We start from the raw sequence: 26,629 nt of genomic DNA on the forward strand, positions 1-26,629 counted from the left end.
ATGTCCGTGTCTCAGAAACTGTCCGCACTGTCGACGACCAAGAAGGTGATCGCGGTCGCCGCGGCCGTCCTGGTGGCGGTGCTGGTCGTCATGCTGGCCTCGCTCGGGTGGCAGAAAGCGACCACCCGCACCCTCACCGCGTACTTCCCGTCGGTCACCGGCCTGTACGAGGGCGACCCCGTCCGCGTGATCGGCGTCAAGGTCGGCACGGTGACCAAGGTGGAGCCACGCAGCCGGAACGTCCGCGTGGTGATGCGGATCGACGACGACGTGCCCGTCCCCACCGATGTGCGCGCGGTGATCGTCGCGCAGTCGCTGGTGTCCGGTCGGTTCGTCCAGCTCACGCCGTCGTACACCACCGGACCGATGATCTCCGACGGCAACACCGACATCCCGATGGAGCGCACTGCCGTGCCGATGGAGTGGGACGACGTCAAGAAGCAGCTCGATGAGCTCAGCAACGTGCTCGGGCCGCAGACCGGCGACGACGGCGTCGTCGACCCGGGTACCGCCGCCAAGGCGATCGACGTGGCCGCGGCCAATCTCGAGGGGAACGGCCAGGCCATGGCGATCGCGCTGCGCGAGATGTCCACGGTGATGGGCACCCTCTCGGAGAACCGGGACGACCTGTTCGCCACCGTGAAGGCACTGCAGAAGCTGACCGGTCTGCTCGCGCAGAACCATCAGCAGCTGGTCCAGTTCAACGGCCGGATGGCCTCGGTGAGCAGTGTGCTGGCCGAGAGCGACGAGGCCCTCGGCGATGCGATGGACAACCTCGACGAGGCGCTCGGCGAACTGAAGACCTTCCTGGACGCCAACACCGAGACGATGGCCGCGACGGTGGACAAGATGGCCCCGTTCACCGCCACGCTCAAGCGGAACGACGAGGGGTTGCGCGGTCTGCTGCATTCGGCGCCCAACCAGCTCGCGAACTTCTACAACATCTACAACCCGCTCACCGGCTCCCTCGACGGCGTCTTCGGACTCGGCATGGGCAACAACCTGATCACGCTGCTGTGCGGCTCGCTGGCCGCGACCGAACGTCCGCTGGACACTGAGGAGGGCGTGGAGAAGTGTGTCGATCTGCTCGCGCCGATCCTCAAGGACATCGCGGTGAACTTCCCGCCGTTCGCGGCCAATCCGCTGATCGGGCGGGCCGCCACGCCCAGCATGATCACGTATCAGAACGAGAGCGTGAAGCGGCGGGCGCAGGCCGGTGTGGGCGAGCGTGACGTCGACAGCACCAAGCCGAATCCGCCGGATCCGATGCTCAAGCTCCTCCTGCCGTTCGGGAGGAACTGATGAAGCGTCACAGTCGCAAGTTCCTCGCGGTCGTCGCCGCGTCGGCCCTGCTCTTCCCGCTGGCGGCGTGCGGCGACCATGTCGCCTCGCTCTCGTCGATCGGCGCCCAGGGCACCGGTGAGGGCGCCTACCAGATCAGCGCGACGATCCCGTCCGCGGCGAGCCTGGTGCGCAACGCCCCGGTGATGATGACCGATGCGACGGTCGGCAGCGTCGCGGACATCAAGGTGGTCGACTGGGCTGCCGAGGTGACGATCCGCCTGGACAAGGACGTGCGCATCCCGAAGGGGTCGTACGCGATGATCGGCATGACCAGCGTGCTGGGTTCCTCTCACCTGGAGATCGTGCCGCCGGCCGAACCGAGCGGCCAGTACGTCGCGCCGGGCGACAGCCTGGAGCAGGTCGACTGCCCCGAGTCGGCGAACCTGCCGCGCCCGGAGGGGCAGGGGGTTCCGGGCGTCACGCTGGCGCAGAACATCGATCCGTGCCGCTATCCGACCACCGAACAGGTGCTCAGCTCGCTGTCGGTGGTGCTCAACGGCGGCGGTCTGGCGCAGATGGGCGAGATCGTCTCCGAACTCAGTGATGCGCTGGGCGGCCGTGGCGAAGAACTGAGCACCCTGATTCCGCGGATGAACACCCTGGTGTCCGACCTGGACGAGCAGACCGAGAACATCATCGCCGCGACCGACGGTCTGGCGCGGCTGACCGCACGCATCAACGAGCAGGAGCCGACTGTGCAGCGCGCCCTGGACTCCGGCCCGCAGATCCTGCAGTTGCTGGTGGACCAGCGAACCAACCTGATCGGTTCGCTGGGCGCGGTGGGCGATCTGTCGGCCACCGCCAACGAGATCATGGCCCGGGGCGCCGACGACCTGAAGGTCGTCGCGCCCAACATGAACAAGCTGCTGTCCCAACTCGCCCAGACCGGCCCCGCGCTGACCAACTCGCTCCGGATCCTGCTGACCTTCCCGTTCTTGCAGGAGCAGATCTCGACGATCGTCAAGGGCGATTACGTCAACTCGGATCTGGTGCTGGACCTGACCTTCGACCGGCTCAACAGGACCATGCTCACCTCGGTCGGCCTGACCGGGCCGGAGGGGCTCCTGGGCACGTCCGCGGGTAATGCGCGCAAGTCGACCGATCCGTTGCGCGCGCCCTTCGACCGGAACCGCAACGTCCCGGCGCCCAAGAAGAAGACGCCGGAGAAGAAGGCGCCGGACGGCAAGACCCCGTCCCGGACCACAGCCCCGACCACGAGTAAGCGGGAGGGCAACTGATGAAGATCACCGGTTTCATCCGCGGCCAGCTCACCGTCTTCGCGATCGTCTCGGTGATCGCGATCCTGGTCGTCGGCATCTTCTACATCCGCATCCCGCAGATGCTCGGCGTCGGCAGCTACCGGGTGACGCTCCAGATGCCCGCATCCGGCGGCCTGTACCAGAACGCGAACGTCAGCTTCCGCGGCGTCGACGTCGGCAAGGTGACGGGCATGTGGCTCACCCCGGACGGCGTCGAGGCGGAGTTGACCATTCGCTCGGGCACCGACGACATCCCGAAGGACTCCGCCGCCACGGTGCGCAGCGTCTCGGCCGTCGGTGAGCAGTTCGTCGAGTTCACCCCGCCGGAGAAGCCGGCCGGCGCGTTCCTGCGCGGCGGCGACACCGTCGTCGTGAACGACGACGACATGCCCGTCGAGATCTCCTCGATGCTCGACCAGGCCGATGCCCTGCTGCAAGCCGTCGGCAACACCCAGTTGCGCGAGGTGATGGATCAGACCTTCCTGGCGTTCAACGGCACCGCACCGGAATTGCGCAGGCTCCTGGACTCGATGATCCTGTTCGTCGGCGAGGCGAACAGGAACGTCGACGCGGTGACCGACCTGATCGATGAGGCCGGCCCCGTCCTGGGCACGCAGAACCAGACGGCCGCCCAGATCCGGGCGTGGACGCGCAACCTCACCGTCACCACCGACACGCTGCGCTCGCACAAGACGAACATCACCGGGATCCTGCAGAAGGGGCCCGGGACCGCCACCGCAGCGACGAAGCTGTTCGACGACATCAGCGAGTCGTTCCCGGTGGCGATCAGCAACCTTTCGGTGAACGCCCGCACGATGGCGGTGTATCTGCCGAATCTGCAGCAGACGATCGTGCTCTATCCGCGAGTGCTCGCCACGCTGATCACTGCGATCAACAACGGCTCCAACCGGCACGGACCGAACGTCAACTTCACCCTGGGCTTCCAGGATCCCCCGACGTGCACGGTGGGCTTCGTGCCGCCGAAGGACTGGCGCTTCCCCGATGCCCAGACTCCGCAGGACGTACCCCCGGGGACGTTGTGCCGACTGCCGCAGAATGCGCAGTCCAGCGTGCGCGGTGCCCGCAACTTCCCGTGTGTGGAGTTCCCCGGCCGCCGGGCGCCCACGCCGGAGGAATGCCGCACCGGATTCAAGGCGTCGCCGCGCGACAACGTCGCGTTCCCCAACGGGTTGCCGTTCACCAACCTTCCGCGGCAACCCGCGGGCCACCTGGTCCCGGGGACCCCGACCACCCATGACCCGACGCCCGCCACGTACGCCACCACGTACGATCCAGACACGGGCGAATTCATCGGCCCGGACGGCAAGATCTACAACGCCGGACTGGGCGAGCAGGCAGGTTCGAAGAAGACCGAATGGTACGAGCTGATCACGAAGACGGTGGAGTCCTGAACTCCGACGACGAAGACCAGGCGAAGCGCCCGGCCCCGGTGGTGAAGAAGAGCAGCCCACTGGGCCGCAAGCAGAAGGCCGGCAAGCGCCGGGCGGGCACGCCGAAACCGGACAAGCAGGCGAAGTCCGGGCCGGAGAGCGTCGAGAAGTCGGCGATACCCGGGATCGGTGAGGATCGGGCAGATCCCGGTGCCGACGACCGGAACGACACAGTCGATCCGGCTTCTCGCGACGCGGACACCGCCGACACGGACGCCGCCGACACGGACGCTGCCGACGCGGACGCTGCCGATACGGACGCTGCCGACGCGGACGCTGCCGACACTGATGCGGACGACGCGGACGCGGCACCCGAATCGGTCGCGGTCGGTTACCGCGATCGCCGGGTGGCGACGCAGCGTCGTCGTACCGCGCGGGAAGCCGCCGCCTCGGCGAAGAAGTCCGGTACGGCGGCGTCGTCCGGTCCGACTGACCAGCGGACCGCCCTCTGGGTGGTGGGGCTGTGCGTCGGCACCGTGGTGCTGGTGGCCGGCACCGTGTTGTCGATCTTCTTCGGCATGCGGTACGCGGAGATCCAGGACGAGCGCGAGTTGCGCGCCGAGTACGCGACCTTCGCCCGGCAAGTGGTGGTGCAGATGACCACGCTCGACGCCGAGAACGCCGACAACATGTACAAGCTCGCGATGGAGAAGACCAGCGGCCGGGCGCAGCAGGTGTTCCGGGACAACATGAAGACCGTTTCCGAACTGATCCGGCAGGGCGACGCGGAGACCAAGACCACCGTTCTGACCGAAGCGGTCAGCAAGGCGACGCCCGACGAGGGCGAGGTGCTGATGGTAGTGGGCTGGGAGCATCGCAGCAAGGACGCCGACGAGGCTCCGTTGTTCCAGACCTTCCGCTATCAGGTCGGGATGACCCGCCTGAACGGCGAGCTGAAGGTGACCGAATTGGAGTTCGTCTGGTGAGCGGGCGGTTGGTGAGTGTGCGCAGCGTGGCGGTGGCGGTCTTCACCGCGCTGGTGGTCGCCGCGACAGTGGTGACGATCGTGCTCGGGGTGATGTACGGGGGCGCGCGCGCCGAGGAGAACGCCCGGGAGAGCGCGCTGACGGCGGCCCGCGAGTACGTGCAGAAGATGTACGCCTGGACGCCGGAGAACGTGTCGGACAACATCAACTTCATGATGGGCGTGCTCACCGGCAAGGCCAAGGAGGAGTACGAGCGCTACATCCTGGGTGAGCGGATCGCCGAGGAGATCAAGCAGCAGAAGGTGGTCGCGACGGTCACCGATCAGGGGTCGGGCGTCGTCGAGAACACCCGGGACACCGCCAAGGTGTTGTTGTTCATCAACCAGTCGGCGTCCCGCGCCGGGACCGAGGACGTGCAGGTGAACCCGAGCCGGGTGGTCTACACGATGGAGTTCCGCGGCGGAAAGTGGCTGATCAACGACGCACAGATCCTCACCGACCAGACCCTGGAAGACCTGGTCGCCGAGCGTGACGGCACTCCGCGGCCCGAGACCTCGATGCCGGTCTCACCCCCGCCGAGCAGCCCGGCCGCCGAGTCGTCCGAACCGACGCCCACCCCGGAGCCGGTACCGACCGGATAACGGTCTGGGTCTGGGTCTGGGTCTCGGTCGAGGTCGAGACGAGGGTGCCGGGCACACCAATCTCGTTGTGGCACCGTCGACCGACGGTGCCACAACGAGATGAGACTGCCGGGCACCCTCATTTCGGACCGGCAGCGGTGCGAAACGACGGTGCTGGGTCAGGCCCCCGAGGAGTACCCCATCGGCATCAGGATGGACTTGTGCTCCAGGTACGACTCCAGACCCTCGCGCCCGTTCTCACGCCCGATGCCGGAATTCTTGTAGCCGCCGAACGGGGACGCCGGATCGATCGCGTACCAGTTGATGCCCACCGTGCCGGTGCGCACCCGCTTGGCGATCTCGATGCCGCGCGGCACGTCGGCGGTCCACACCGAACCGGCGAGCCCGTAGTCGGAGTCGTTGGCGATGGCGACCGCTTCGTCGACGTCGTCGTAGGCGATCACGCTGATCACCGGGCCGAAGATCTCCTCCCGGGCGATCTCCATGTCGTTGGAGACTCCGGTGAAGATGGTCGGGCCCACCCAGTGGCCGCCCGCGGCCTCCGGTCCGGCGACCTCGAGGACGGCGGTGGCGCCGCCGGCCTTGCCTCGCTCGATGTAGCCGCTGACCTTCTGGAACTGTCGCTCGTTGATCAACGGCCCGATCTTGGTGTCCGGATCCGACGGCAGACCCGGAGTGAAGGTCGCGGCGACGTCGACCATCGCCTGGACGACCTCGTCGTGCCGCGAGCGGGGCACCAGGACCCTGGTCTGCGCGACACAGGCCTGTCCGGCGTTGAGCATGCCGGAGAACACGAGCATGGGCGCCGAGGCGGCGATGTCGGCGTCGTCGAGCACGATGGCGGCCGACTTGCCGCCGAGCTCCAGCGAGCAGCGCTTGAGCGTCTCGCCGCAGCGCGCAGCGATACTGCGGCCGGTCGCGGTGGATCCGGTGAAGGTGATCTTGTCGACGTCCGGGTGATCGACGAGCGCCTGCCCGGTCTCCACTCCGCCGGGGACCACCGAGATCACGCCTTCCGGGACGCCGGCCTCGGTGAACAGCTCAGCGAGGACGTTCGCGTTGAGGGGCGTTTCCGGGGCGGGTTTGAGGACCACGCTGCAGCCGGCCGCCAGTGCGGGCCCGAACTTGTTGCACAGCAGGAAGAGCGGGACGTTCCACGCGATGATCGCGCCGACCACGCCGACGGGTTCGCGGACCACCAGGCTCTCGCCGAACAGGCCGTGCCGGGTCTCCTCCCACTCGTAGGCGTCGGCGGCATCGGCGTAACCGTTCAGGACGCCGGTCCCGGCCAGTTGCTGGAGCGTGGCGACGTCACCGGGGGTGGCGCCCATCTCGGCCGAGATCAGTGCGCACAGCTCGGCGGACCGCTCGTTGATCAGCTCCGCCGCACGCCGCAGGACCGCGGCACGCTCGGCCGGCGGGCGCTCCCGCCAGACGCCGGACTCGAACGATGCCCGGGCCGCGCGCACGGCGGCGTCGACGTCGTCGGAGTCGGCCGCCGGTACGCTTCCGACCAGTTCGCCGGTCGCGGGCGACCGCACGTCCAGTCGCTCGCGCGAGTGCGGCGCCACCCAGCGTCCGCCGATGTACAGCTGGTCGGTGTCGATGGTGGTGCTGACGGACATGCGTGCTCCTCGTATCGGGTCGGTGACCCCATACTAGAACACGTTCTAGATTTCGACAGGCTCAATCAGCGGGCGAGGAGGCTCAATCAGCGGGCGAGGAGGCGCAATCAGCGGGCGAGGAGGCGCAATCAGCGGGCGAGGAGGCGCGATTCGCCTGCGGGGAACTCAGTCCGCGGGCGGGGAACTCAGTCCGCGGGCGGGGAACTCAGTCCGCGGGCGAGGGCTGGACGTCGAGGACCACCTCGAACTCCAGCAGGTCTGCGCCGGTCGCGACAGGCTTGCGGTCGCCCTGGTGTGCCGCGCGTGCGTCGCCGTTGGCCCAGCCCTGGAAGCTCTCCTCGTCCTCCCACTGGGTCACCACGAAGTAGCGGCCGTCGCCCTTCGTCGGGCGGAGCAACTGGAAGCCGAGGAAGCCGGCGGCCTGCTCCACCACACCGGCCCGCGCGGCGAAACGCTTCTCCAGCTCGGGTCCTTGCCCCTCGGGCACATGAATCGCATTGATCTTCACAACAGCCATGCCGTCAACCCTACTTGCGCCGGCGCGCGCAGACCTGAGGCTAAGGTCGGTGCCGTGGGAAGCACGGCCGGGTTGCTCGATCACGGGGGCGACGACGACGGTTTCGGCGCGATCGTCCTGTTGCACGGTCTGATGGGCCGGGGCCGCACGTGGCGTCGTCAGATCCCGTGGCTGCGCGACTACGGGCGGGTGTTCACCTTCGACGCCGCCTTCCACCAGGGCGCCGACCGGGTGGGCGACCCGGCGGCCGCGGACCTGGCGACGGAGCGGTTCGTCGGCGACGTCGCCGAGATTCTCACCTGGATCGATCGGGGACCGGCGGTGCTGATCGGTCACTCGATGGGCGGCCTGCACGCCTGGTGCACTGCGGCGGAGTTCCCGGAGCTGGTGTCGGCACTGGTCGTCGAGGACATGGCGCCGGACTTCCGCGGGCGGACCACCGGGACCTGGCAGCCGTGGTTCGCGTCCTGGCCCGACCGGTTCGCCGACCTGGGCGAGGCCGTCGCGCACTTCGGGCCCGTCGCCGGCCGGTACTTCTACGAGGCCTTCGACGACGGACGTCTGCACGGCAGCATCCCCGTGTGGGCGGCGCTCGCCGAGGAGTGGGGCGGCCGTGACTTCTGGACGCAATGGGATGCGGTGCAGGCGCCGTCGTTGCTGCTGGAAGCCGAGTTCTCGGTGACCCCGCCCGATCAGATGGAACGGATGGCGCAGCGCAATCGGCACGCGACCTATCTACGGGTGGCCGGCGCCGGGCACTTGGTACACGACGACGCCCCGGAGGTTTTCCGGGGCGCCGTCGAAGCGTTCCTGTCGATGCAGACCGGACGTGCCGGTTAGCGCGGTCAGTGCATGATCACCGGCTGGGCGGGGCCGTCGCCGAGGTCGACGTCCTCTTCGACCGCGGTCGTGATCTTGGTCCGCGGCAGGAAGAACGCCGGGATGAAGGTGATCGCGACTAGGACGACGGCGACGATGAAGGTGTTGCCGAAGGCGGACGAGGCCTCCGTCAGTCCCTTCGCGATCTCCGCGTCCTGGACGGGCTGCGGCAGTGCGGTGAAGGCCTCGGGCAGCTTGTCCGGCATGGTGTTGTACAGCTGAGCCAGACCCGCGGCGGCGGTCACCATGCCCGTGTAGATCACGGTGATCACCGCGGTGCCGATGGACGACGACGTCTGCTGGATCACGTTCACCAGCGTCGAGCCGTCGGGCACCTGCGGACCGCGCAGCGAGGCCAGCGCCGAGGACATGATCGGCATCATCGTCATGCCCATGCCCAGACCCTGGACGAACAGTGCGCCGCACAGCAGCCAGTACGAGGTGTCCGGGCCCAGCTGGGTGAAGACCGACACGCCGATCAGGATCAGCACCAGGCCGCCCAGCACGAACTTGCCCGGACCGATCTTGTCGGTCATCTTGCCGGCGATCGGCATGGTGAGCATGGCGCCCAGGCCCTGCGGGGCCAGCAGCAGGCCGGCGATCAGCGTGGATTCGCCGCGGACGGTGATGAAGTACTGCGGGTACAGCAGCGAGGCGCCGAAGAAGGCGACCATGAACGTGACCATGGTGATCACCGAGATCGCCAGGGTGCGGTTCTTGAACAGGCGCAGGTCCAGCAGCGGGTTCTTGGTCCGCAGCGCGTGGAACACGAAGCCGATGATGAGCAGGCCGCCGATGATCATCGGGACGTACACGCCGGTGTTGTTGAAGGTCTTGTGCTCGGCGCTGGAGGAGACGCCGAACAGGAACAGCGCCAGACCCGGCGACAGGAGCAGCAGGCCGAGGAAGTCGATCGACGACTTGGTCTTCTCGGTGTCGTCCTTGAGGGCGAACCAGGCGTAGACGATGGCGACGACGCCGATCGGGATGTTGATCAGGAAGACCCAGTGCCACGAGGCGATCTCGATCAGCCAGCCGCCCAGAATCGGGCCGGCGATGGGGCCGAGCAGCATCGGGATGCCGAGCACGGCCATCACCGAGCCGACGCGCTCGGGGCCGGCGGCCCGCGTCATGATCATCATGCCGACCGGCATCAGGAGCCCGCCGCCGAGGCCCTGGATCATGCGGAACGCGACCAGGGTGCCGATGCTGGTCGCCATGGCGCACAGGATCGAGCCGATGATGAACAGCACCAGCGAGGTCATGTAGACCTTCTTGGAGCCGAAGCGCGAGACCGCCCAACTGGCGATCGGGATCACCGCGGCGAGCGCGAGTGTGTAGCCGGTCATCGACCAGGCGGCGCCCGCGGGCGTGGTGCCGAAGTCGTTGATGAAGGTCGGTTGGGCCACCGCCACGACGGTGACGTCCAGGATGGACATGATGGCGCCGAGCACCACGACACCGGCGACGACGAAGACGTCGCGTCCGAGTTTGTCGGGCGCCGCGGCGGCCGGAGTGGCCTGGGACATGGGATTCCTTCGATTGGAGATGGTCGGGGGGTGTGGGGGAGGTCGAGTGGTGGGGAGGGTCAGGTGACCGGCGCGGTCCGGGGCCGGCAGATGCCGTGCTCGGGCAGGTATCCGGCCGCTTCGGTCAGGGCCTGCCGCAGCCGGTCGCGGACGTCGTCCGGGAGCGGCGTCAGGAGGTTCCGGACGTCGTCCTCGCGGAGCCGGAAATGCACGGTCAGGAGCTCGTCCCCGGCTGCGGTGAGCGACAGCCGCTTCACGCGCCGGTCGCGCGGATCCTCGCGCCGATCGACGAAGCCGAGAGTGACCAGGCGGTCGGCGGCTCGGCCGGTCGCGGCCAGCGACAGACCGAGATGGTCGGCGACCTCGTGGGTCGGCAGTCCCTCGTCGCTCTGCAGGAGTACGAAGAGGATGCGGACCTGAGAGAAGGTGAGGTCGGTCGAGGCGAGGTTCGCCGCCGTCGAGGAGCGAGTCGCGGCGAGCACCCGGCCGACGAAGTCGGTCACCGCGTCGACGGCGGCATCGCCCTGGTGAGTCGCGAGGCGGTCGGATTCCTGAAGCACCGGACAATGATTACGTCTACGCAACTATTGCTGCAACACAATAAACGGTGACCTTCCTCACCGCCGGCCGTAGGCTGTCGGTCATGACGCAGAAATCCCCTGGCATAAAGGACATTCCGGTGCGGGCGCTGGACGGATCCGACTTCTCGCTCGCTGATCGGCCGGGCCCGTTGCTGATCGTCAACGTGGCCTCCAGGTGCGGTCTCACGCCGCAGTACGGTGTGCTCGAGGATCTGGCGAAGTCGTACGGCCCGCGCGGCCTGACCGTCGTCGGTGTCCCGTGCAATCAGTTCATGGGGCAGGAGCCCGGCACCTCGGAGGAAATCGCCGAGTTCTGTTCGGTCACCTACGGGGTCACGTTTCCGCTGCTGGAGAAGACGGACGTGAACGGCGCGGAGCGGCATCCGCTGTACGCCGCGCTCACCGAGACCGCAGACTCCGACGGCGTCGCCGGCGACGTGCAGTGGAACTTCGAGAAGTTCCTGGTGAGCGCGGACGGCGACGTGCTGGCCCGCTTCCGCCCGCGTACCGCGCCCGACGCTCCCGAGGTGATCGCCGCGATCGAGGCCGCTGTACAGTGAAATCGACATTCTAGAAGCGTGTGAGGAGCGATGCCGCGATGGCGCGTGTAGTGGTCGATGTGATGCCCAAGGCCGAGATCCTGGACCCGCAGGGGCAGGCCATCGTCGGCGCCCTCGGGCGCCTCGGATTCAGCGGAATCGCCGACGTCCGGCAGGGCAAGCGGTTCGAGCTCGAGGTCGACGACACCGTCGACGACGCGGCGCTGGAGCGCATAGCCGAAGAGCTGCTCACCAACACGGTGATCGAGAACTACGCCGTGACGCGCGTCCGCATCGACGAGAACGCGTGACGATGAGCGCGAAGATCGGAGTCATCACCTTCCCCGGGACCCTCGACGACGTCGACGCGGCCCGCGCGGTGAAGATCGCCGGCGGCGAGCCGGTGAGCCTGTGGCACGGGGATGCCGACGTGAAGGGCGTCGACGCCGTCGTCGTTCCGGGTGGTTTCAGCTACGGCGACTACCTGCGCTGCGGTGCGATCGCCAAGTTCGCCCCGGTCATGTCGGAGGTGATCGCCGCGGCCGGTCGTGGCATGCCGGTGCTGGGCATCTGCAACGGCTTCCAGATCCTGGCCGAGGCCGGGCTGCTGCCCGGTGCGCTCGCGCGCAACGAAGGCCTGCACTTCATCTGCCGTGATCAGTGGCTGCGGGTGGAGAACAATCAGACCGCCTGGACCACGCGGTACGACGAGGGCGCCGAGATCCTGATCCCGCTCAAGTCCGGCGAGGGGCGGTACGTGGCCTCCGACTACGAGCTGGAGAAGCTCGAGGGCGAAGGTCGCATCGTCTTCACCTACGCGGGCGAGAATCCCAACGGCAGCCGGCTCGACATCGCGGGCATAGCCAGTGCCGACGGCCGGGTCGTGGGCCTGATGCCGCATCCGGAGCACGCGGTGGAGGCGTTGACCGGTCCGAGCGACGACGGTCTGGGCCTCTTCTATTCGGCGATCGACGCGGTCCTCGCCGCGGTCTGATCACCCGAATGATCGCCACCTCCGCCACCGCCGAGGGTCTCGCCGCCTTCGTCGACGCTTCGCCGTCGCCGTTTCACGTCTGCGCCACCGTGGCCGCCGAGCTCGACGCGGCCGGGTACTCCCGGCTCGAGGAGACCGACGAGTGGGCGAGCGCGTCCGGCCGTCACTATGTGATCCGCGGCGGCTCGATCATCGCGTGGAACGGCGAGGGCGCCGGATCCGGTGCACCGCTGCGCATCGTCGGCGGGCACACCGACAGCCCGAATCTGCGTCTCAAGCAGCATCCCGACCGCCGCAGCGCCGGATTCGTCACCGTGGCGCTGGAGCCCTACGGCGGTGCGTGGCTCAACTCGTGGCTCGACCGCGACCTCGGGCTGTCCGGCCGCTTGGCGTACGACGTCGACGGGGTCGTACGACACGTCCTGGTCAAGGTCGACGAGCCGGTGCTGCGGGTGGCGCAACTGGCGATCCACCTGTCCGAGGACCGCAAGGGCGTGCAGCTGGATCCGCAGCGGCACGTCGACGCGATCCGCGGGGTGGCCTCCGACGAGCCGATCATCGACTGGATCGCGGCGCGCGCCGGACTCGACGCAGGTTCTCCGCTCGGGTGGGAGCTGATGACGCACGATCTCGCGCCGTCCCGGCTGATCGGCACCGACGCGGAACTGCTCAGCGCGCCGCGGCTGGACAACCAGGGCACCTGCTATGCGGGGCTGCGTGCCCTGCTCGACGCCGAGCCGGGCGGATCGGCGCGGATGCTGGCGCTCTTCGACCACGAGGAGGTCGGCTCGGGGTCCGAGCGCGGCGCATCGTCGGACTTCTTGGCGACGGTGTGCGAGCGCATCGTGGCGGCGGGCGGCGGTGGCCGCGAAGACTTCTTGCGGGTGATGGCGGCCAGCGTCTGCGTCTCCGGCGACATGGCCCACGCGACGCACCCGAACTACCCCGACCGGCACGAGCCGGGTCACCAGATCGCGGTCGGCGGCGGCCCGGTGCTCAAGGTCAATCAGAATCTGCGCTACGCCTCCGATGCGGTGGGCGAGGCCGAGTTCGCGCTCGCCTGCCGGCGCGCCGGGGTGCCGCTGCAACGGTACGTGCATCGCGCCGACCTGCCGTGCGGCTCGACGATCGGCCCGCTCACCGCGACCCGGACCGGTCTCCGGACGGTCGACGTCGGGGCCCCGCAGTTGGCGATGCACAGCGCCCGCGAGCTGATGGCCGCCGCGGACGTGCCGATGTACTCGGCCGCGCTACAGGCCTTCTTGGCGGTTTAACTCGGCGCCAGCACCGTGATCGACTGGCCCTGGGTCAGCACCACGTAGCCGTCGACCGAGTCGACGGTGCCGTTGATGTCCAGATCCCACACCAGTGCGCCGCTGCCCGCGTCGAACGCGCTCAGCTTGTCCCGGCTGGCGAACAGGACCTTCGTGTCCGGGCCGCCGTCGCCGGACGAGCCCACGCAACTCAGCAGATTCAGGTTGTGGTCCGGGTCCAGGTACGACGGCGGTGCCATCGCGCCGAGTGCTCGTCCGTCGGCGAGCGTGTAGAAGCGGCGCGAGTCGTCTTTCATCCGGAACGAGACCACCGTGCCGCACGGCCGGGCGTTCACCTTGGACAGTTCCGGGTCGCCGAGCTGCCACAGGCCCGCGCCGGTGGCCGGATCGACCACCTCGTAGCGTCCGGAGGTCTCCATGAGCTGGCCGGGACCGGTGCCGGTGAAGATCGGCAGCGCGGCGGGCCCGGGCACCACGGTCAGGCTCGGTGCGGTGCGCACCGGCGTGGACGAGATCTCCCGGCCCGTCCTCGGATACACGCGGAGCTCGCGTTGGGCGCCGGCGCCGCTCTGGGTCACCGCGCCGCCGGTGTACACCCACACATCGCACTCGTCGCACTCGACGATGCTCTCGCCGTCGGCCTTGTCGAGGATGAAGCCCCGGCCGTCGGCGGTGTCGACGACCAGTGTGTTGTGCGGAAGACGCGGATACGCGGTGGCGGCGAAGCTCCGGTTCCAGAGCGTGGCACCCTCCGGCGTCCGAAGGCTCGCCTGCCTGCCGAACTGGTTCACCCGCAGGAAGTTGCGGCCCACCGCGGTCACCGAGGCGGTGTCGTCGAGCGGGCCTGCGGACTGCGCGCGTCCGTCGTCGTCGATCAGATAGAAGCCGTCGGGCACGTCGCCGTTCTTCACGGCGCAGCCGATCCGGTGCTCGGCGTTGATCGCGCAGTCGCCGAGGCCGACCCGCACGGGCTCGGGCCATCGGGGGAGTCCCGTCCGCACGTCGATCGGGACAAAGGCGCGGCCATAGTCGGACGGATAGGCGACGAGCCAGTCGTCGCCGCGCTGATCGTCGACGGTCACCCGGCCCTCGCCCGCCAGGCCCGGCAGGGTCGCGTCGTCGAGGGTCCACGCCGGTTCCGGCGCGGAGCCGTAACCGCGGAGGGCGCCGTCGCCGGCGGTGTAGGCCGGGGCGGCCGGTCCCCACAGGACCACGCCGGCGACGACGACCAGCAGCAGCGATCCGACGATGCCGACCGCGGCGATCCCGAACGGTCGGCGGCGGCGGGAGAAATCCTCGCGAGACATGGCGCCCAGTCTGTCATGAGTGCTCTGGCATGAGTCACGTTCGCTCAGGGCGTACCGGCGCGCGGAACACCGCTTCAGCGTGCGTCGTTGAGGATGTCAGAACCCCGGAAGGTCCTCACGCACCACGTCGACCGGCGTGCGAGCCGTGACGACCACTACAGTGGAGGCAAGAGGCTCGCTGCCGGGGCCAGCAACTTGGAGGGAACAATGTTCGAACGGTTCACCGACCGTGCGCGCCGGGTCGTCGTCCTGGCGCAAGAAGAAGCACGGATGCTCAATCACAACTACATCGGCACCGAGCACATCCTCCTGGGTCTGATCCACGAGGGTGAGGGTGTCGCGGCCAAGGCGCTGGAGTCGCTGGGCATCTCGCTCGAAGCGGTTCGCAGCCAGGTGGAGGAGATCATCGGACAGGGTCAGCAGGCGCCGTCCGGGCACATCCCGTTCACTCCGCGCGCCAAGAAGGTGCTGGAGCTGAGCCTGCGTGAAGCACTGCAGCTCGGTCACAACTACATCGGCACCGAGCACATCCTGCTCGGCCTGATCCGCGAGGGCGAGGGCGTCGCCGCCCAGGTCCTGGTGAAGCTGGGCGCCGACCTGAACAGTGTGCGTCAGCAGGTGATCCAGCTGCTGTCCGGATACCAGGGCAAGGAGCCGGAGGCCGCGGGCACCGGCGGACGTTCGTCCGATTCGGGCACGCCGTCCACCTCGCTGGTGCTGGACCAGTTCGGCCGCAACCTGACCGCGGCCGCCGGCGAGGGCAAGCTCGACCCGGTGATCGGCCGCGAGAAGGAGATCGAGCGGGTGATGCAGGTGCTCTCGCGCCGCACCAAGAACAACCCCGTGCTGATCGGCGAGCCGGGCGTCGGCAAGACGGCCGTCGTGGAGGGCCTGGCCCAGGCGATCGTGTCCGGCAACGTTCCGGAGACGCTCAAGGACAAGCAGCTCTACACCCTGGACCTCGGTTCGCTGGTGGCCGGCAGCCGCTACCGCGGCGACTTCGAAGAGCGCCTGAAGAAGGTGCTCAAGGAGATCAACACCCGCGGTGACATCATTCTGTTCATCGACGAGCTGCATCAGCTGGTCGGGGCCGGAGCCGCCGAGGGCGCCATCGATGCCGCCAGCATCCTGAAACCGAAACTGGCCCGCGGCGAGCTGCAGACCATCGGCGCCACCACCCTCGACGAGTACCGCAAGTACATCGAGAAGGACGCCGCCCTGGAGCGCCGCTTCCAGCCGGTCCAGGTGGGCGAGCCCTCGGTGGAGCACACCATCGAGATCCTCAAGGGCCTGCGCGACCGCTACGAGCAGCACCATCGCGTGTCCATCACCGACGCGGCCCTGGCCGCTGCGGCGACGCTGGCCGACCGGTACATCAATGACCGGTTCCTGCCGGACAAGGCGATCGACCTGATCGACGAGGCGGGCGCGCGGATGCGCATCCGCCGGATGACCGCGCCGCCGGACCTGCGCGAGTTCGACGACCGCATCGCCGACGCGCGCAAGGAGAAGGAGTCGGCGATCGATGCGCAGGACTTCGAGAAGGCCGCCAGTCTCCGGGACAAGGAGAAGCAGCTGATCTCCGAGCGCACCGAGCGCGAGAAGCAGTGGCGCGCCGGCGACCTGGACGTGGTGTCCGAGGTCAGCGACGAGGAGATCGCCGAGGTCTTGGGCAACTGGACCGGCATCCCCGTGTTCAAGTTGACCGAGGAGGAGACCACCCGTCTGCTCCGCATGGAGGAAGAGCTGCACAAGCGGATCATCGGCCAGGAGGACGCCGTCAAGGCGGTCTCGCGGGCGATCCGCCGGACCCGCGCGGGGCTGAAGGATCCCAAGCGTCCGTCCGGCTCGTTCATCTTCGCCGGTCCGTCCGGCGTCGGAAAGACCGAGTTGTCCAAGGCGCTGGCGAACTTCTTGTTCGGCGAGGACGATGCCCTCATCCAGATCGACATGGGCGAGTTCCACGACCGCTTCACCGCTTCGCGGCTCTTCGGTGCTCCTCCCGGCTACGTCGGCTACGACGAAGGCGGCCAGCTCACCGAGAAGGTGCGCCGCAAGCCGTTCTCCGTCGTCCTGTTCGACGAGATCGAGAAGGCCCACCCGGAGATCTACAACACCCTGCTGCAGGTCCTCGAGGACGGCCGTCTCACCGACGGTCAGGGGCGCACGGTCGACTTCAAGAACACCGTGCTGATCTTCACCTCGAACCTCGGCACGTCCGACATCTCGAAGGCCGTCGGCATCGGGTTCAGCAAGGGTGACGGCGACGGCTCGAACTACGAGCGGATGAAGCAGAAGGTCAACGACGAGCTGAAGAAGCACTTCCGCCCGGAGTTCCTGAACCGCATCGACGACGTCATCGTCTTCCACCAGCTGACGCGCGACGAGATCATCGAGATGGTCGACCTGATGATCGGCCGCGTGGAGACCCAGCTGAAAGTCAAGGACATGGATCTGGAGCTGACCGACAAGGCCAAGAGCCTGCTGGCTCGGCGCGGCTTCGATCCGGTGCTGGGCGCGCGTCCCCTGCGTCGCACGATTCAGCGCGAGATCGAGGACCAGCTGTCGGAGAAGATCTTGTTCAACGAGATCGGTGCCGGACAGATCGTGCTGGTCGACGTCGAGAACTGGGACGGCGAGGGCGACGGCGAAGACGCCAAGTTCGTCTTCACCGGCACCGAGCGTCCCCGTGAGGTCCCGGATGTGCCCGCCGAGCTGACCGAGGTCGCCGAGGGAGACGCCTCCTAAGGAGCCGACCGTGCGAAGACTCCTGTTACGCTTGTGACTGTTGTTACTAGTGTGACGGGAGTCTTCGTGCGTTCCAGGGCTGGTATTCGGATCGTCCTCGCGGCGGTCCTGGCCGCGGTGCTCGCCGTGCCGGGTGCGGCCGGCGCGGAGCCGGAGCCGGGATCGCCGGTGGGGACCGCAGCGCCGTCGCGCCTGGTCTCGGTGGATCGGATTGCGCCGCAGCAGGAGCGGATCGTCGTCTATTCGGCCGCGATGGGGCGGAACATCCCGCTGACTGTGCTGCGCCCGCGGGATGCGGCGAAGCCGGCGCCGGTCCTGTACCTCCTCAACGGTGCCGGTGGAGGCGAGGACGAGGCCACCTGGCAGCAGAAGACCGACTACGCCGAGTTCTTCGCCGACAAGCACGTCAACGTGGTGACCCCGATCGGCGGTGCGTTCTCGTACTACACCGACTGGGTCGCCGACGATCCGGTGCTCGGCCGGCACAAGTGGCAGACCTTCCTGACCCGCGAGCTGCCGCCGCTGCTGGACGAGCGGCTGACCACCACCGGGGTGAACGGCATCGCCGGCATCTCGATGGCCGGGACGTCGGTGCTGAATCTGGCGATCGCCGCGCCGAAGCTCTATCGGGCCGCGGCGGCCTACAGCGGCTGCGCCCGCACCAGCGACCCGCTCGGACAGGCTTATATCCGAACTGTCGTCGAGGATCGGGGACGCGGCGACATCACCAACATGTGGGGGCCGACGGACGGTCCCGGCTGGGCCGCCAATGATCCCTATCTGAATGCGGCGAAGCTCCGCGGCACCAAGGTCTACCTGACCACCGGAACCGGGCTGCCCGGAGAGTTCGACACGCTCGGTGCCCGGCTGATCCAGGGCGATCCCGCGGTGCTGGCCGACCAGGTCCTGCTCGGCGGCGCGATCGAGGCCACCGTGTACAGCTGCACCCAGCAGATGCGCGAGGCGCTGGCGCGAGCGAAGGTCGACACCGTCGTGCTGAACCGTCCCGCCGGTACCCACTCGTGGGAGTACTGGCAGAAGGACCTGCACGACACCTGGCCGTCGATCGCGAAGGATCTGAGCCTCTGACGGTCCCCGTCGGTCGGGTCAGCGGTCGAGGAGCAGCCGGACCGTCATCGCCATCCGGTTGGTCACGTCGGTCGCCGAGGCCCGCCGCGTGAGCCACTGCACCAGGTTCGACATCCACACGTCCGAAATCACCCGCGCGATCGCGAGTTCCTGCTCGGTCGGTTCGGCTACCGGGTCGTTCGGCTCGATCATCGCGCCGGCGAGCAGCCGGTCGATGATGCCGGCGACGCGGTCCACTTCACCGGCCGCCGAGGCGTCGGCGAACATGAACGCGCGCGTCATCGCCTCGGTGAGCAGCGGATCGCGCTGCATGGCGAAGGTGATCATGTCCAAGACGTGCTGCAGGCGCTCGACGGGCGTCTCGCCGGGCAGCTGGGTCCGGTCGACGCGACTCTCCACCCGCTCCAGTTCCCTGGCCAGGGCGGTGACCAGGAGGTGCACCTTCGACGGGAAGTAGCGGTACAGGGTGCCGACCGCCACGTCGGCCTTCTCCGCGACGGCCCGCATCTGGACCGCGTCGTAGCCGCCCTTGGAGGCCAGTGCCAGCGTGGTGTCCAGGATCCTCCGGCGGCGCTCGCGCTGGGCGGCTGAGCCCACTTCGGCACCGGAGGTCGCCGCGACCTGCGGCGGCGCGGGGGCGGTGTCGGCGTTGCCGGAGTGGGAAGCAGCCATGCGCTCGTTCCTCTCGATGCGATCCCTGGGCGGATCGCTGGTGCGATTCTCGGGTTAGATTGATTAGAACAGGTTCTAATTGCCGGGAACAAGCGCAACGCGAAGGGAACAACGTGAATCTCGCCACCTCTGCCGAGCAGCGGGCTGCTGCCGACGCCGTCTCGGGGTGGGCTCAGGCCCGCGGAATCCGGACGGCCGCGCGCCTCATGATCGACGACGGCCCCACCGTGGACGGGGTCGCGCCCTGGCTGCGGTGGTGGCCGGAGCTGGGCGATCTCGGGGCGTTCGCGGCCGGAGTCGACGACGCCCTGGGTGGTGCGGGGGGTGACTTCGCCGACACGGCCGCGATCCTGGCGGCGTGCGGCGCCGAACTGGTGCCCGGTCCGGTCGCCGCGTCGGCGGCTGCGGCGGCACTGCTCGCGCGGGCGGGTGCGCCGCAGGCGGCGGCGCTCCTGGGCGGCGAGCGGCCGGCGGCCGTGCCGGCGTCGGCGCTGAGCGCTCCCACGCCGGTGACGGAAGGGCGCGGCGGGACGCTCAGTGCGGATCTGGGACCGGTTCCGGGTTACGCGGACGGCGCCCTCGTCGTCGCGCACTTGGCGTTCGGCGCGGACACGGGCTGGTTCGCGATCGACCCCGACTCGTCGGCGATCGTGCGAAGCGCCGACGCCGGGGGCGTGGTCGACGGGACCGCCCCGCCGGTGCGCGTGGTGCTCGAGGGGCTGCGCCCCGAGGCGCTGATCCGGCTGCCGGGGGAGGAGGCCGAGACCCTGTTGGTCGCGTGTCTGGCCGCCTATCAGGCCGGAGTGGCCCGCCGCACGCTGGACCTCGCGGTGGAGTACGCGAAGGTCCGAACCCAGTTCGATGCGCCGATCGGCTCGTTCCAGGCGATCAAGCACCTGTGCGCGGACATGCTCTGCCGGGCCGAGCAGACTGAGGCAGCGGCCTGGGATCTCGCCGCGATGATCGACGACGACGTGCCGGACCGCCAGGCGGAACTGAGCCGGCTCGCCACGGCGGCGCTCGTCGCGGAACTGCCGCTGGCCAACGCCAAGGATGCGATCCAGATTCTGGGCGGGATCGGCTTCACCTTCGAGCACGACGCGCACCTGTATCTGCGTTCGGCCCTGGCAGCTCGAGTGGTGCTCGGCGGGGGCGGCGCCGCGCGGCGCCGGCTCGCCGGCCTCGGACGGAGCGGGGTGCGGCGCGAGTTCGCCGTGGATCTGGCGGCGGTGGAGGATCGTCGCCGGGAGATCGCAGCGCTCGTCGCGCAGGCGGCCGCGGTGCCGGAGGAGCAGCGGCGCGCCGAGTTGGCGCGCACCGGGCTGCTGATGCCGCACTGGCCCGCGCCCTACGGCCTCCAGGCCGGCCCCGCACTGCAGCTGCTGGTCGACGCCGAACTCGACGCGGCCGGGGTGCGCCGCCCGGATCTGGTGATCGCCGGGTGGGCGCTGCCGACGATTCTGGAGCACGGCACACCGGAGCAGCGGGAGCGCTTCCTCGGCCCCACGCTCGCCGGGGAGATCACCTGGTGTCAGTTGTTCAGCGAGCCGGAGGCCGGCAGCGATCTGGCCGCGCTGCGGACCCGTGCCGAACGGGTGCCCGGTGGGTGGGAGCTGACCGGGCAGAAGGTGTGGACCTCGCAGGCGCGTGAGTCGCAATGGGCGGTCTGCCTCGCGCGCACGGACCAGGATGCGTCGAAGCACAAGGGGATCACCTACTTCCTGGTCGACATGTCCTCGGCGGGGATCGATATCCGGCCGCTGCGTGAGTTGACCGGCCGGGCGCTGTTCAACGAGGTGTTCCTGGATCGCGTGTTCGTCCCCGACGAACTGATCGTCGGCGGGGTGAACGGGGGTTGGCGTCTGGCCCGGACCACGCTGTCCAATGAGCGGGTCGCGATGGGCGGGTCCGGGCTCGGCAAAGAACTCGACGCTCTGCTCCGGCAACTCGACGAATCCGGTGCTCCGTTGACCGCGGCCCAGGAGGAACGCCTCGGCGGACTGATCGCCGATGCTCACATCGGGCGGGTTCTCGACGCACGCGCGCTGCTGAGCCGCCTGTCCGGAACCGATCCCGGTGCCACGTCGAGTGTGCGGAAGCTGATCGGCGTGGTGCATCGGCAGGCGGTACCCGAGTTCGCGCTCGATCTTCTCGGCGAGCAGGCGCTGGTGCCGAGCACGGCGAGCGAGTTCTTCCTCCTCAACCGTTGTCTGTCGATCGCAGGCGGCACCACGCAGATCCTCAAGACGGCGGCGGCCGAGCGGATTCTCGGTTTGCCTCGTTCGCCCCGTTCCGGGTAGAACCTGTTCTAATATAGAACCTGTTCTACTTTTGGACGGGAACGACGAACGGAGGCTCGGGTGGACTTCACCCCGGAGGCGACGGCGGCAGCGCTGGCGGAAGCGGCCGATGAGGCGATGCGCAGGCTGACGCCGGACTGGACCGATCGGTTCGACGACGGCTTCGATCGCGCGGCGTGGCGATTGCTCATCGACTGCGAACTCGCCACGATGGCGTTTCCGCCGGCGCTCGGCGGCGAGGGCCTCGACGTCGACGCGCTCGGCGCACTGGCCGCCCGCGCGGGCCGCGGGGCCGTGGTGACCCCGCTGGTCGGCACCCTGGTCGCCGGAGCGCTGTTCGCCGGGGACGAGTCCGCCGCGACGCACTGGGCCGACCGCGCCGCCGTCCGGCCGGGCAGGTGGTTCGCCGTCGCCGTCGGCGAACGCGGCCGCGCGCCGGGCGACCCGCCGCAGGTGCGGATCTCCGGCTCGGGCCCGGATGCGAAGGTCTCCGGCGTCAAGACCGGAGTCTGCTTCGCCGAGGGCGCCGCCGGGTTGATCGTGGCCGGACCGGGGACGAGCGCCGTCGTCGATCCGCAGGCGCCCGGGGTGCGGCTGCTCCGGACGCCGTCGTCGACGGGGGCGGCCGAGTTCACGGTGACGTTCGACGACGCCCCGGCCGTCACCGTGGCCGGGCCCGCGGGCGACCTCTATCGTGCGCTGCAGGCCTGCTACGCCGACGGGCTGCTGGCCGGCGCGCTGGACCTCACCGCGACGCATGTGACCGACCGGCAGCAGTTCGGCCGGGCGATCGGGGCGTTCCAGGCGGTGGCACAGCAGCTCGCCGACGTGTATGTGGTGTCCCGCACCCTCAACCTGGTCGCGACGTCGGCCGCCTGGCGCCTGGCGACCGGCCGCGACGCGGACGAGGATCTGGCGACCGCCGACTACTGGACCGCCGCCGAACTGCCCGCCGCCTTGCGCACTATGACGCACCTGCACGGGGGCATCGGCGTCGACCTGTCGTATCCGCTGCACCGCTACTTCTCCCTCGCCAAAGACTTGGCGAGGTTCGCCGGGGGCCCGTCGGCATCGCTGGACGCGCTCGCCGGGGTGACCGTTCCGCAGACTCAGAGGATGGTGCGCGCATGTTCGTAGACCTCACCGTGGCGCAACAGGCGTTGCGCGACGAGTTTCGCGACTACTTCTCCGGCTTGGTGACGCCGGAGGAGGAGAGCGCGATGCGCACGCAGCGGCACGGCGCCGAGTACCGCGCGGTGGTCCGCCGGCTGGGCGCCGACGGACGTCTCGGCGTCGGCTGGCCGGAGGAGTTCGGCGGCAAGGGCTTCGGCGAAGTGGAGCAGCAGTTGTTCACCAACGAGGCCGTGCGCGCCGACGTGCCGCTGCCGGCGGTGACCCTGCAGACGGTCGGGCCCACCTTGCAGCGCTACGGCACCGAGGAGCAGAAGGCGAAGTTCCTTCCGGGGATCCTCGCCGGCGAGATCCATTTCGCGATCGGGTACACCGAGCCGGATGCCGGCACCGACCTCGCCTCGCTGGCCACCCGTGCGGTCCGGGACGGCGACGAGTACGTGGTGAACGGCCAGAAGATCTTCACCACCGGCGGGCACGACGCGGACTACATCTGGCTGGCCGTGCGCACCGACTCCGGAGCGAGCGGAGCGACGGGGGATGTTCCAGCCGCCAAGCACAAGGGCATCTCGATCCTGATCGTCGACACCCGCGATCCCGGATTCTCGTGGACCCCGATCATCACCGCGGACGGTGCGCACCACGTCAACGCGACCTATTACAGCGATGTGCGGGTGCCGGTCGGCATGCGCGTCGGCGACGAGGGCGACGGCTGGAAGCTGATCACCACACAGCTCAATCACGAGCGCGTGATGCTCGGCCCGGCCGGTCGCCTCGGTGGACTGGTGGACCGGCTACGTGCCTGGGCGTCGGACGCGACGTTCGACGACCGCCCGGTGATCGAGCAGCCTGACGTGCGCCGCGTGCTCGCCCGACTGGGCGCCTACGAGCGCCTCAACGAGTTGCTCAACTGGCAGGTCGCCTCCTCCGGCGACATCGCGATGGCCGACGCCTGCGCCACCAAGGTCTTCGCCACGGAGCGGCTGCAGGCCGCGCACCGGATGATCGACGACGTCGTGGCCGCCTACGGCGATCTGACCGATCCGGCCACCGCGGACTTCGTCGACTGGCTGGATCGGCAAGCCAAGCGCAATGCGGTGATCACCTTCGGCGGCGGCGTCAACGAGGTGATGCGCGATCTCATCGCGACGGCCGGGCTGGGCCTGCCGAGGAGTGGGCGATGAGCCGCATCGGGACCGTGAGCGACGCGTCTGCATCCACCGATGAGCAGATCCGGGCGGCGGCCGCGGAGATCATGGCCGACGGGCCGAGCGCACCGATCAGCGGACGCGACCCGGTGAACCGACCGATGATCCACAACTGGGTGGAGGCCATCGGCGATGCGAATCCGATCTACGTCGACGACGAGGCCGCGCGTGCGGCCGGACATCCGGGCGTCGTCGCGCCTCCGGCCATGGCGCAGGTCTGGACGATGCGTGGATTGGGCGGAGTCCGGGCCGACGACGACCCGCTGGGCCGGGCGAGCGCGCTGTTCGACGAGGCGGGCTACACGTCGGTGGTCGCGACGAACTGTGACAGCGTCTATCACCGTTATCTCCGGCCGGGCGAGGAAGTGACCCATTCGGCGGAACTGATCGACGTGACCGGACCCAAGCAGACCGCGCTCGGCGAGGGCTGGTTCTTCACCACCCGGAACACCTGGCGGGTGGGTGAGGAGTCGGTCGCCGAGATGGAGTTCCGGATCCTCAAGTTCCGCCCGGGATCTCGACACGCCGACTCGCCTTGCGGCTCGTCGGCTACTCGACCACCGAATGGGGCACCGCATCGAGACCGCAGCGACCTCGATCCGGCCCGTCTGATCCGCCCGTCCGTCTCCCGCGACACCGCATTCTTCTGGGAGGGCGTGGCCGCACACGAGTTGCGCGTTCAGCTCCTGCCCGACGGCACCCTCCGGCATCCGCCGATCCCGGCGACCTGGAAGCCCCGGGACAGTGACGGGAACTGTCCGCCGACCGATTTCGTGGTCGCCGCCGGAACGGGAACGGTGTACAGCTTCGTCGTCCATCACGCACCGAAGGTTCCGGGCCGGCAGCTGCCGTTCGTGGTCGCCCTGGTGGAACTGGACGAGGGTGTGCGGATGCTCGGTGAGCTGCGCGGCGCCGATCCGGAGCGGGTACGGATCGGAATGCCGGTGGAGGTCGAGTTCCTCGACTTCCCCGCGGACGACGACTCCGAAGCCTGGACGCTGTACGCATGGAGGCCACGATGACCACTCGCATCTCCGTAGGAGACACCTTGCCGCCCTTGACGATCGAGGCGACGCCGACCTTCGTCGTCGCGAGCGCCCTGGCTACGCGCGACTTCCAGGACGTCCATCACGATCGCGATCTGGCGCAAGCGAAGGGTTCGAAGGACATCTTCGTCAACATCCTCACCGACACCGGGCTGGTGGAGCGGTTCGTCACCGACTGGGCCGGGCCGAGTGCGCGGATCACCTCGATCAAGCTCCGGCTCGGCGTTCCGTGGTACGCCTACGACACGCTGACCCTTACCGGTGAGGTGGTGTCGGCAGTCGAGACCACCACGGTCCAGGTCACCGGGACCAATTCGCTTGGCAAACATGTGGTCTCGACGGTCTCGTTCACCCGGGACGGGAAGGCGGATCGATGAGTGAGCGGACGCTGTCGCACCGGGCGGCGATCGCCGGGATCGGGGCCACCGAGTTCTCCAAGGACTCGGGGCGCAGCGAGCTGCGGCTGGCAGCCGAAGCCGTGCAGGCGGCGCTCGCCGATGCGGGCCTGACGGCGAGCGACGTCGACGGCCTGGTGACCTTCACCATGGACACCAACGCCGAGATCGCCGTCGCCCGGGCCGTGGGGATCCCGGAGCTGAAGTACTTCTCGCGCATCCACTACGGCGGCGGCGCGGCGTGTTCGACGGTCCAGCAGGCGGCGATGGCGGTGGCCACCGGAGTGTGCGACGTCGTGGTGGCCTACCGGGCCTTCAACGAGCGTTCGGGTCTCCGGTTCGGTCAGGTGAACTCGGCGGTGGCGAATCAGGAGAATTCGTCGGGCACCGACAACGCGTTCTCCTATCCGCACGGACTCTCGACGCCGGCCGCGTTCGTCGCGATGGCGGCACAGCGTTACATGCACGAGTTCGGCGCCACGAGCGAGGATTTCGGCCGGATCGCGGTGGTCGACCGCAAGCACGCCGCTGTGAACCCGCAGGCCTTCTTCTACGGCAAACCGATCACTCTCGCCGACCATCAGGCCAGCCGCTTCATCGCTGAGCCGTTGCACCTGCTCGATTGCTGTCAGGAGTCCGACGGCGGGGTGGCGATCGTCGTCGTCTCGCCGGAACGGGCACGCCGACTGAAGCAGCGGCCCGTCTCGATCGCAGCCGCCGCGTCGGGCAGTGGACGCGACCAGTTCATCATGACCAGCTACTACCGCGACGACCTCACCGGCCTGGAGGAGATGGGCCTGGTCGGGCGTCAGCTGTGGCAGCAGGCCGGATTGTCGACCGACGACGTCGACGTCGCCATCCTGTACGACCACTTCACCCCGTTCACACTGATGCAGTTGGAGGAGCTCGGCTTCTGCGGCCGCGGCGAGGCCAAGGACTTCGTGTCCGAGCCCGGTTCGCTGGAAGTGGGCGGCCGGCTGCCGCTGAACACGCACGGCGGGCAGCTCGGCGAGGCCTACATTCACGGGATGAACGGCATCGCCGAGGCGGTCCGGCAGTTGCGCGGCGACTCGGTGAACCAGGTGGACGGGGCATCCGTGGCACTGGTGACCGCGGGCACCGGGGTGCCGACCTCGGGTTTGATCCTCACCGCAGAGACCTGAAGACATAAGGA

The 26,629-nt window shown here is 68.9% G+C and carries 24 protein-coding genes; 18 read left to right on the forward strand and 6 right to left on the reverse strand.

Translation table 11 applies throughout. The features are described 5' to 3' along the window. From C6V83_RS04055 to C6V83_RS04075, 5 genes are read left to right on the forward strand one after another with little or no spacing between them, the layout of a single operon-like run. Entirely contained in the window at positions 1-1,302 is a 1,302-nt protein-coding gene (locus C6V83_RS04055; RefSeq protein ID WP_199832583.1) for an MCE family protein, read from the forward strand. Then, the gene (locus C6V83_RS04060; RefSeq protein ID WP_105941312.1) at positions 1,302-2,582 is read left to right on the forward strand and encodes an MCE family protein; all 1,281 of its coding nucleotides are present in this window, start codon (positions 1,302-1,304) and stop codon (positions 2,580-2,582) included. Before C6V83_RS04055 ends, C6V83_RS04060 begins: the two co-directional genes overlap by 1 nt. Beyond that, entirely contained in the window at positions 2,582-4,015 is a 1,434-nt protein-coding gene (locus tag C6V83_RS04065) for an MCE family protein (protein WP_105941313.1), read from the forward strand. The genes C6V83_RS04060 and C6V83_RS04065 overlap by 1 nt, the downstream gene beginning before the upstream one ends. Continuing rightward, positions 3,979-4,980 carry a hypothetical protein gene (locus C6V83_RS04070; protein ID WP_159067435.1) on the forward strand — a complete coding sequence of 334 codons (1,002 nt, stop codon included), beginning with the start codon at positions 3,979-3,981 and terminating at the stop codon, positions 4,978-4,980. The genes C6V83_RS04065 and C6V83_RS04070 overlap by 37 nt, the downstream gene beginning before the upstream one ends. Continuing rightward, the gene (locus tag C6V83_RS04075) at positions 4,977-5,621 is read left to right on the forward strand and encodes a hypothetical protein (protein ID WP_105941315.1); all 645 of its coding nucleotides are present in this window, start codon (positions 4,977-4,979) and stop codon (positions 5,619-5,621) included. Before C6V83_RS04070 ends, C6V83_RS04075 begins: the two co-directional genes overlap by 4 nt. A gap of 158 nt (positions 5,622-5,779) precedes the next feature. On the opposite strand, the gene C6V83_RS04080 is transcribed toward C6V83_RS04075, so the two are convergent. Both C6V83_RS04080 and C6V83_RS04085 read right to left on the reverse strand, forming a co-directional pair. Then, entirely contained in the window at positions 5,780-7,246 is a 1,467-nt protein-coding gene (locus tag C6V83_RS04080) for an aldehyde dehydrogenase (RefSeq protein ID WP_105941316.1), read from the reverse strand. Positions 7,247-7,451: 205 nt separating this feature from the next. Then, the gene (locus C6V83_RS04085; protein ID WP_105943704.1) at positions 7,452-7,763 is read right to left on the reverse strand and encodes an antibiotic biosynthesis monooxygenase family protein; all 312 of its coding nucleotides are present in this window, start codon (positions 7,761-7,763) and stop codon (positions 7,452-7,454) included. Positions 7,764-7,817: 54 nt separating this feature from the next. On the opposite strand from C6V83_RS04085, the gene C6V83_RS04090 reads away from it, so the two are divergent. Beyond that, the gene (locus tag C6V83_RS04090; RefSeq protein WP_234353852.1) at positions 7,818-8,603 is read left to right on the forward strand and encodes an alpha/beta fold hydrolase; all 786 of its coding nucleotides are present in this window, start codon (positions 7,818-7,820) and stop codon (positions 8,601-8,603) included. 5 nt (positions 8,604-8,608) lie between these two features. Here the strand turns inward: C6V83_RS04090 and C6V83_RS04095 are convergent, their stop codons facing one another. Beyond that, on the reverse strand, positions 8,609-10,171 hold the full coding sequence (locus C6V83_RS04095; RefSeq protein ID WP_105941318.1) for a DHA2 family efflux MFS transporter permease subunit: 1,563 nt from the start codon (positions 10,169-10,171) through the stop codon (positions 8,609-8,611). 59 nt (positions 10,172-10,230) lie between these two features. Next, a complete protein-coding gene (locus C6V83_RS04100) occupies positions 10,231-10,731 on the reverse strand; it encodes a MarR family winged helix-turn-helix transcriptional regulator (RefSeq protein ID WP_159067436.1) in 501 nt (166 codons plus the stop codon). An 83-nt stretch (positions 10,732-10,814) separates the two neighbouring features. On the opposite strand from C6V83_RS04100, the gene C6V83_RS04105 reads away from it, so the two are divergent. Genes C6V83_RS04105 through C6V83_RS04120 form a run of 4 tightly spaced genes read left to right on the forward strand, consistent with a single transcriptional unit; the run spans position 10,815 to position 13,559 of the window. After that, on the forward strand, positions 10,815-11,312 hold the full coding sequence (locus C6V83_RS04105; RefSeq protein ID WP_105943705.1) for a glutathione peroxidase: 498 nt from the start codon (positions 10,815-10,817) through the stop codon (positions 11,310-11,312). Between the two features lie 38 nt (positions 11,313-11,350). Next, positions 11,351-11,602 (forward strand): phosphoribosylformylglycinamidine synthase subunit PurS, encoded by a 252-nt coding sequence (gene purS, locus C6V83_RS04110; RefSeq protein WP_105941320.1) that lies wholly within the window; start codon positions 11,351-11,353, stop codon positions 11,600-11,602. Between the two features lie 2 nt (positions 11,603-11,604). After that, positions 11,605-12,285, forward strand: coding sequence for a phosphoribosylformylglycinamidine synthase subunit PurQ (gene purQ / locus C6V83_RS04115; protein WP_105941321.1), 681 nt, complete (start codon positions 11,605-11,607; stop codon positions 12,283-12,285). A gap of 8 nt (positions 12,286-12,293) precedes the next feature. Then, positions 12,294-13,559, forward strand: coding sequence for a M18 family aminopeptidase (locus C6V83_RS04120; RefSeq protein ID WP_105941322.1), 1,266 nt, complete (start codon positions 12,294-12,296; stop codon positions 13,557-13,559). Here the strand turns inward: C6V83_RS04120 and C6V83_RS04125 are convergent. Continuing rightward, entirely contained in the window at positions 13,556-14,866 is a 1,311-nt protein-coding gene (locus C6V83_RS04125; protein ID WP_105941323.1) for a PQQ-binding-like beta-propeller repeat protein, read from the reverse strand. The genes C6V83_RS04120 and C6V83_RS04125 overlap by 4 nt on opposite strands. A gap of 207 nt (positions 14,867-15,073) precedes the next feature. On the opposite strand from C6V83_RS04125, the gene C6V83_RS04130 reads away from it, so the two are divergent. Continuing rightward, positions 15,074-17,614, forward strand: coding sequence for an ATP-dependent Clp protease ATP-binding subunit (locus tag C6V83_RS04130; protein WP_105941324.1), 2,541 nt, complete (start codon positions 15,074-15,076; stop codon positions 17,612-17,614). 66 nt (positions 17,615-17,680) lie between these two features. Beyond that, on the forward strand, positions 17,681-18,703 hold the full coding sequence (locus C6V83_RS04135) for an alpha/beta hydrolase (protein WP_407646242.1): 1,023 nt from the start codon (positions 17,681-17,683) through the stop codon (positions 18,701-18,703). Positions 18,704-18,721: 18 nt separating this feature from the next. Here C6V83_RS04135 and kstR read toward each other — a convergent pair whose 3' ends face one another. Next, a complete protein-coding gene (kstR, locus tag C6V83_RS04140) occupies positions 18,722-19,375 on the reverse strand; it encodes a cholesterol catabolism transcriptional regulator KstR (protein ID WP_105941325.1) in 654 nt (217 codons plus the stop codon). A gap of 113 nt (positions 19,376-19,488) precedes the next feature. Between kstR and C6V83_RS04145 the strand changes: the two genes are divergently transcribed. From C6V83_RS04145 to C6V83_RS04170, 6 genes are read left to right on the forward strand one after another with little or no spacing between them, the layout of a single operon-like run. Then, positions 19,489-21,675 (forward strand): acyl-CoA dehydrogenase family protein, encoded by a 2,187-nt coding sequence (locus tag C6V83_RS04145; RefSeq protein ID WP_105941326.1) that lies wholly within the window; start codon positions 19,489-19,491, stop codon positions 21,673-21,675. 60 nt (positions 21,676-21,735) lie between these two features. Next, on the forward strand, positions 21,736-22,812 hold the full coding sequence (locus C6V83_RS04150) for an acyl-CoA dehydrogenase family protein (RefSeq protein WP_105941327.1): 1,077 nt from the start codon (positions 21,736-21,738) through the stop codon (positions 22,810-22,812). Further along, positions 22,803-23,990: an acyl-CoA dehydrogenase family protein gene (locus C6V83_RS04155; protein ID WP_105941328.1), complete on the forward strand. Its 1,188-nt coding sequence runs from the start codon at positions 22,803-22,805 to the stop codon at positions 23,988-23,990. The genes C6V83_RS04150 and C6V83_RS04155 overlap by 10 nt, the downstream gene beginning before the upstream one ends. Then, positions 23,987-25,036 carry a bifunctional MaoC family dehydratase N-terminal/OB-fold nucleic acid binding domain-containing protein gene (locus tag C6V83_RS04160; protein WP_105941329.1) on the forward strand — a complete coding sequence of 350 codons (1,050 nt, stop codon included), beginning with the start codon at positions 23,987-23,989 and terminating at the stop codon, positions 25,034-25,036. The genes C6V83_RS04155 and C6V83_RS04160 overlap by 4 nt, the downstream gene beginning before the upstream one ends. Next, entirely contained in the window at positions 25,033-25,437 is a 405-nt protein-coding gene (locus C6V83_RS04165; protein ID WP_159067437.1) for a MaoC family dehydratase, read from the forward strand. Before C6V83_RS04160 ends, C6V83_RS04165 begins: the two co-directional genes overlap by 4 nt. After that, positions 25,434-26,618, forward strand: a complete 1,185-nt coding sequence (locus C6V83_RS04170; protein WP_105941331.1) for a lipid-transfer protein — start codon at positions 25,434-25,436, stop codon at positions 26,616-26,618. Before C6V83_RS04165 ends, C6V83_RS04170 begins: the two co-directional genes overlap by 4 nt. The last annotated feature ends 11 nt before the right edge of the window (positions 26,619-26,629 follow it).

Origin of the sequence: Gordonia iterans, from assembly GCF_002993285.1 — a bacterium.
Lineage (GTDB): Bacteria > Actinomycetota > Actinomycetes > Mycobacteriales > Mycobacteriaceae > Gordonia > Gordonia iterans.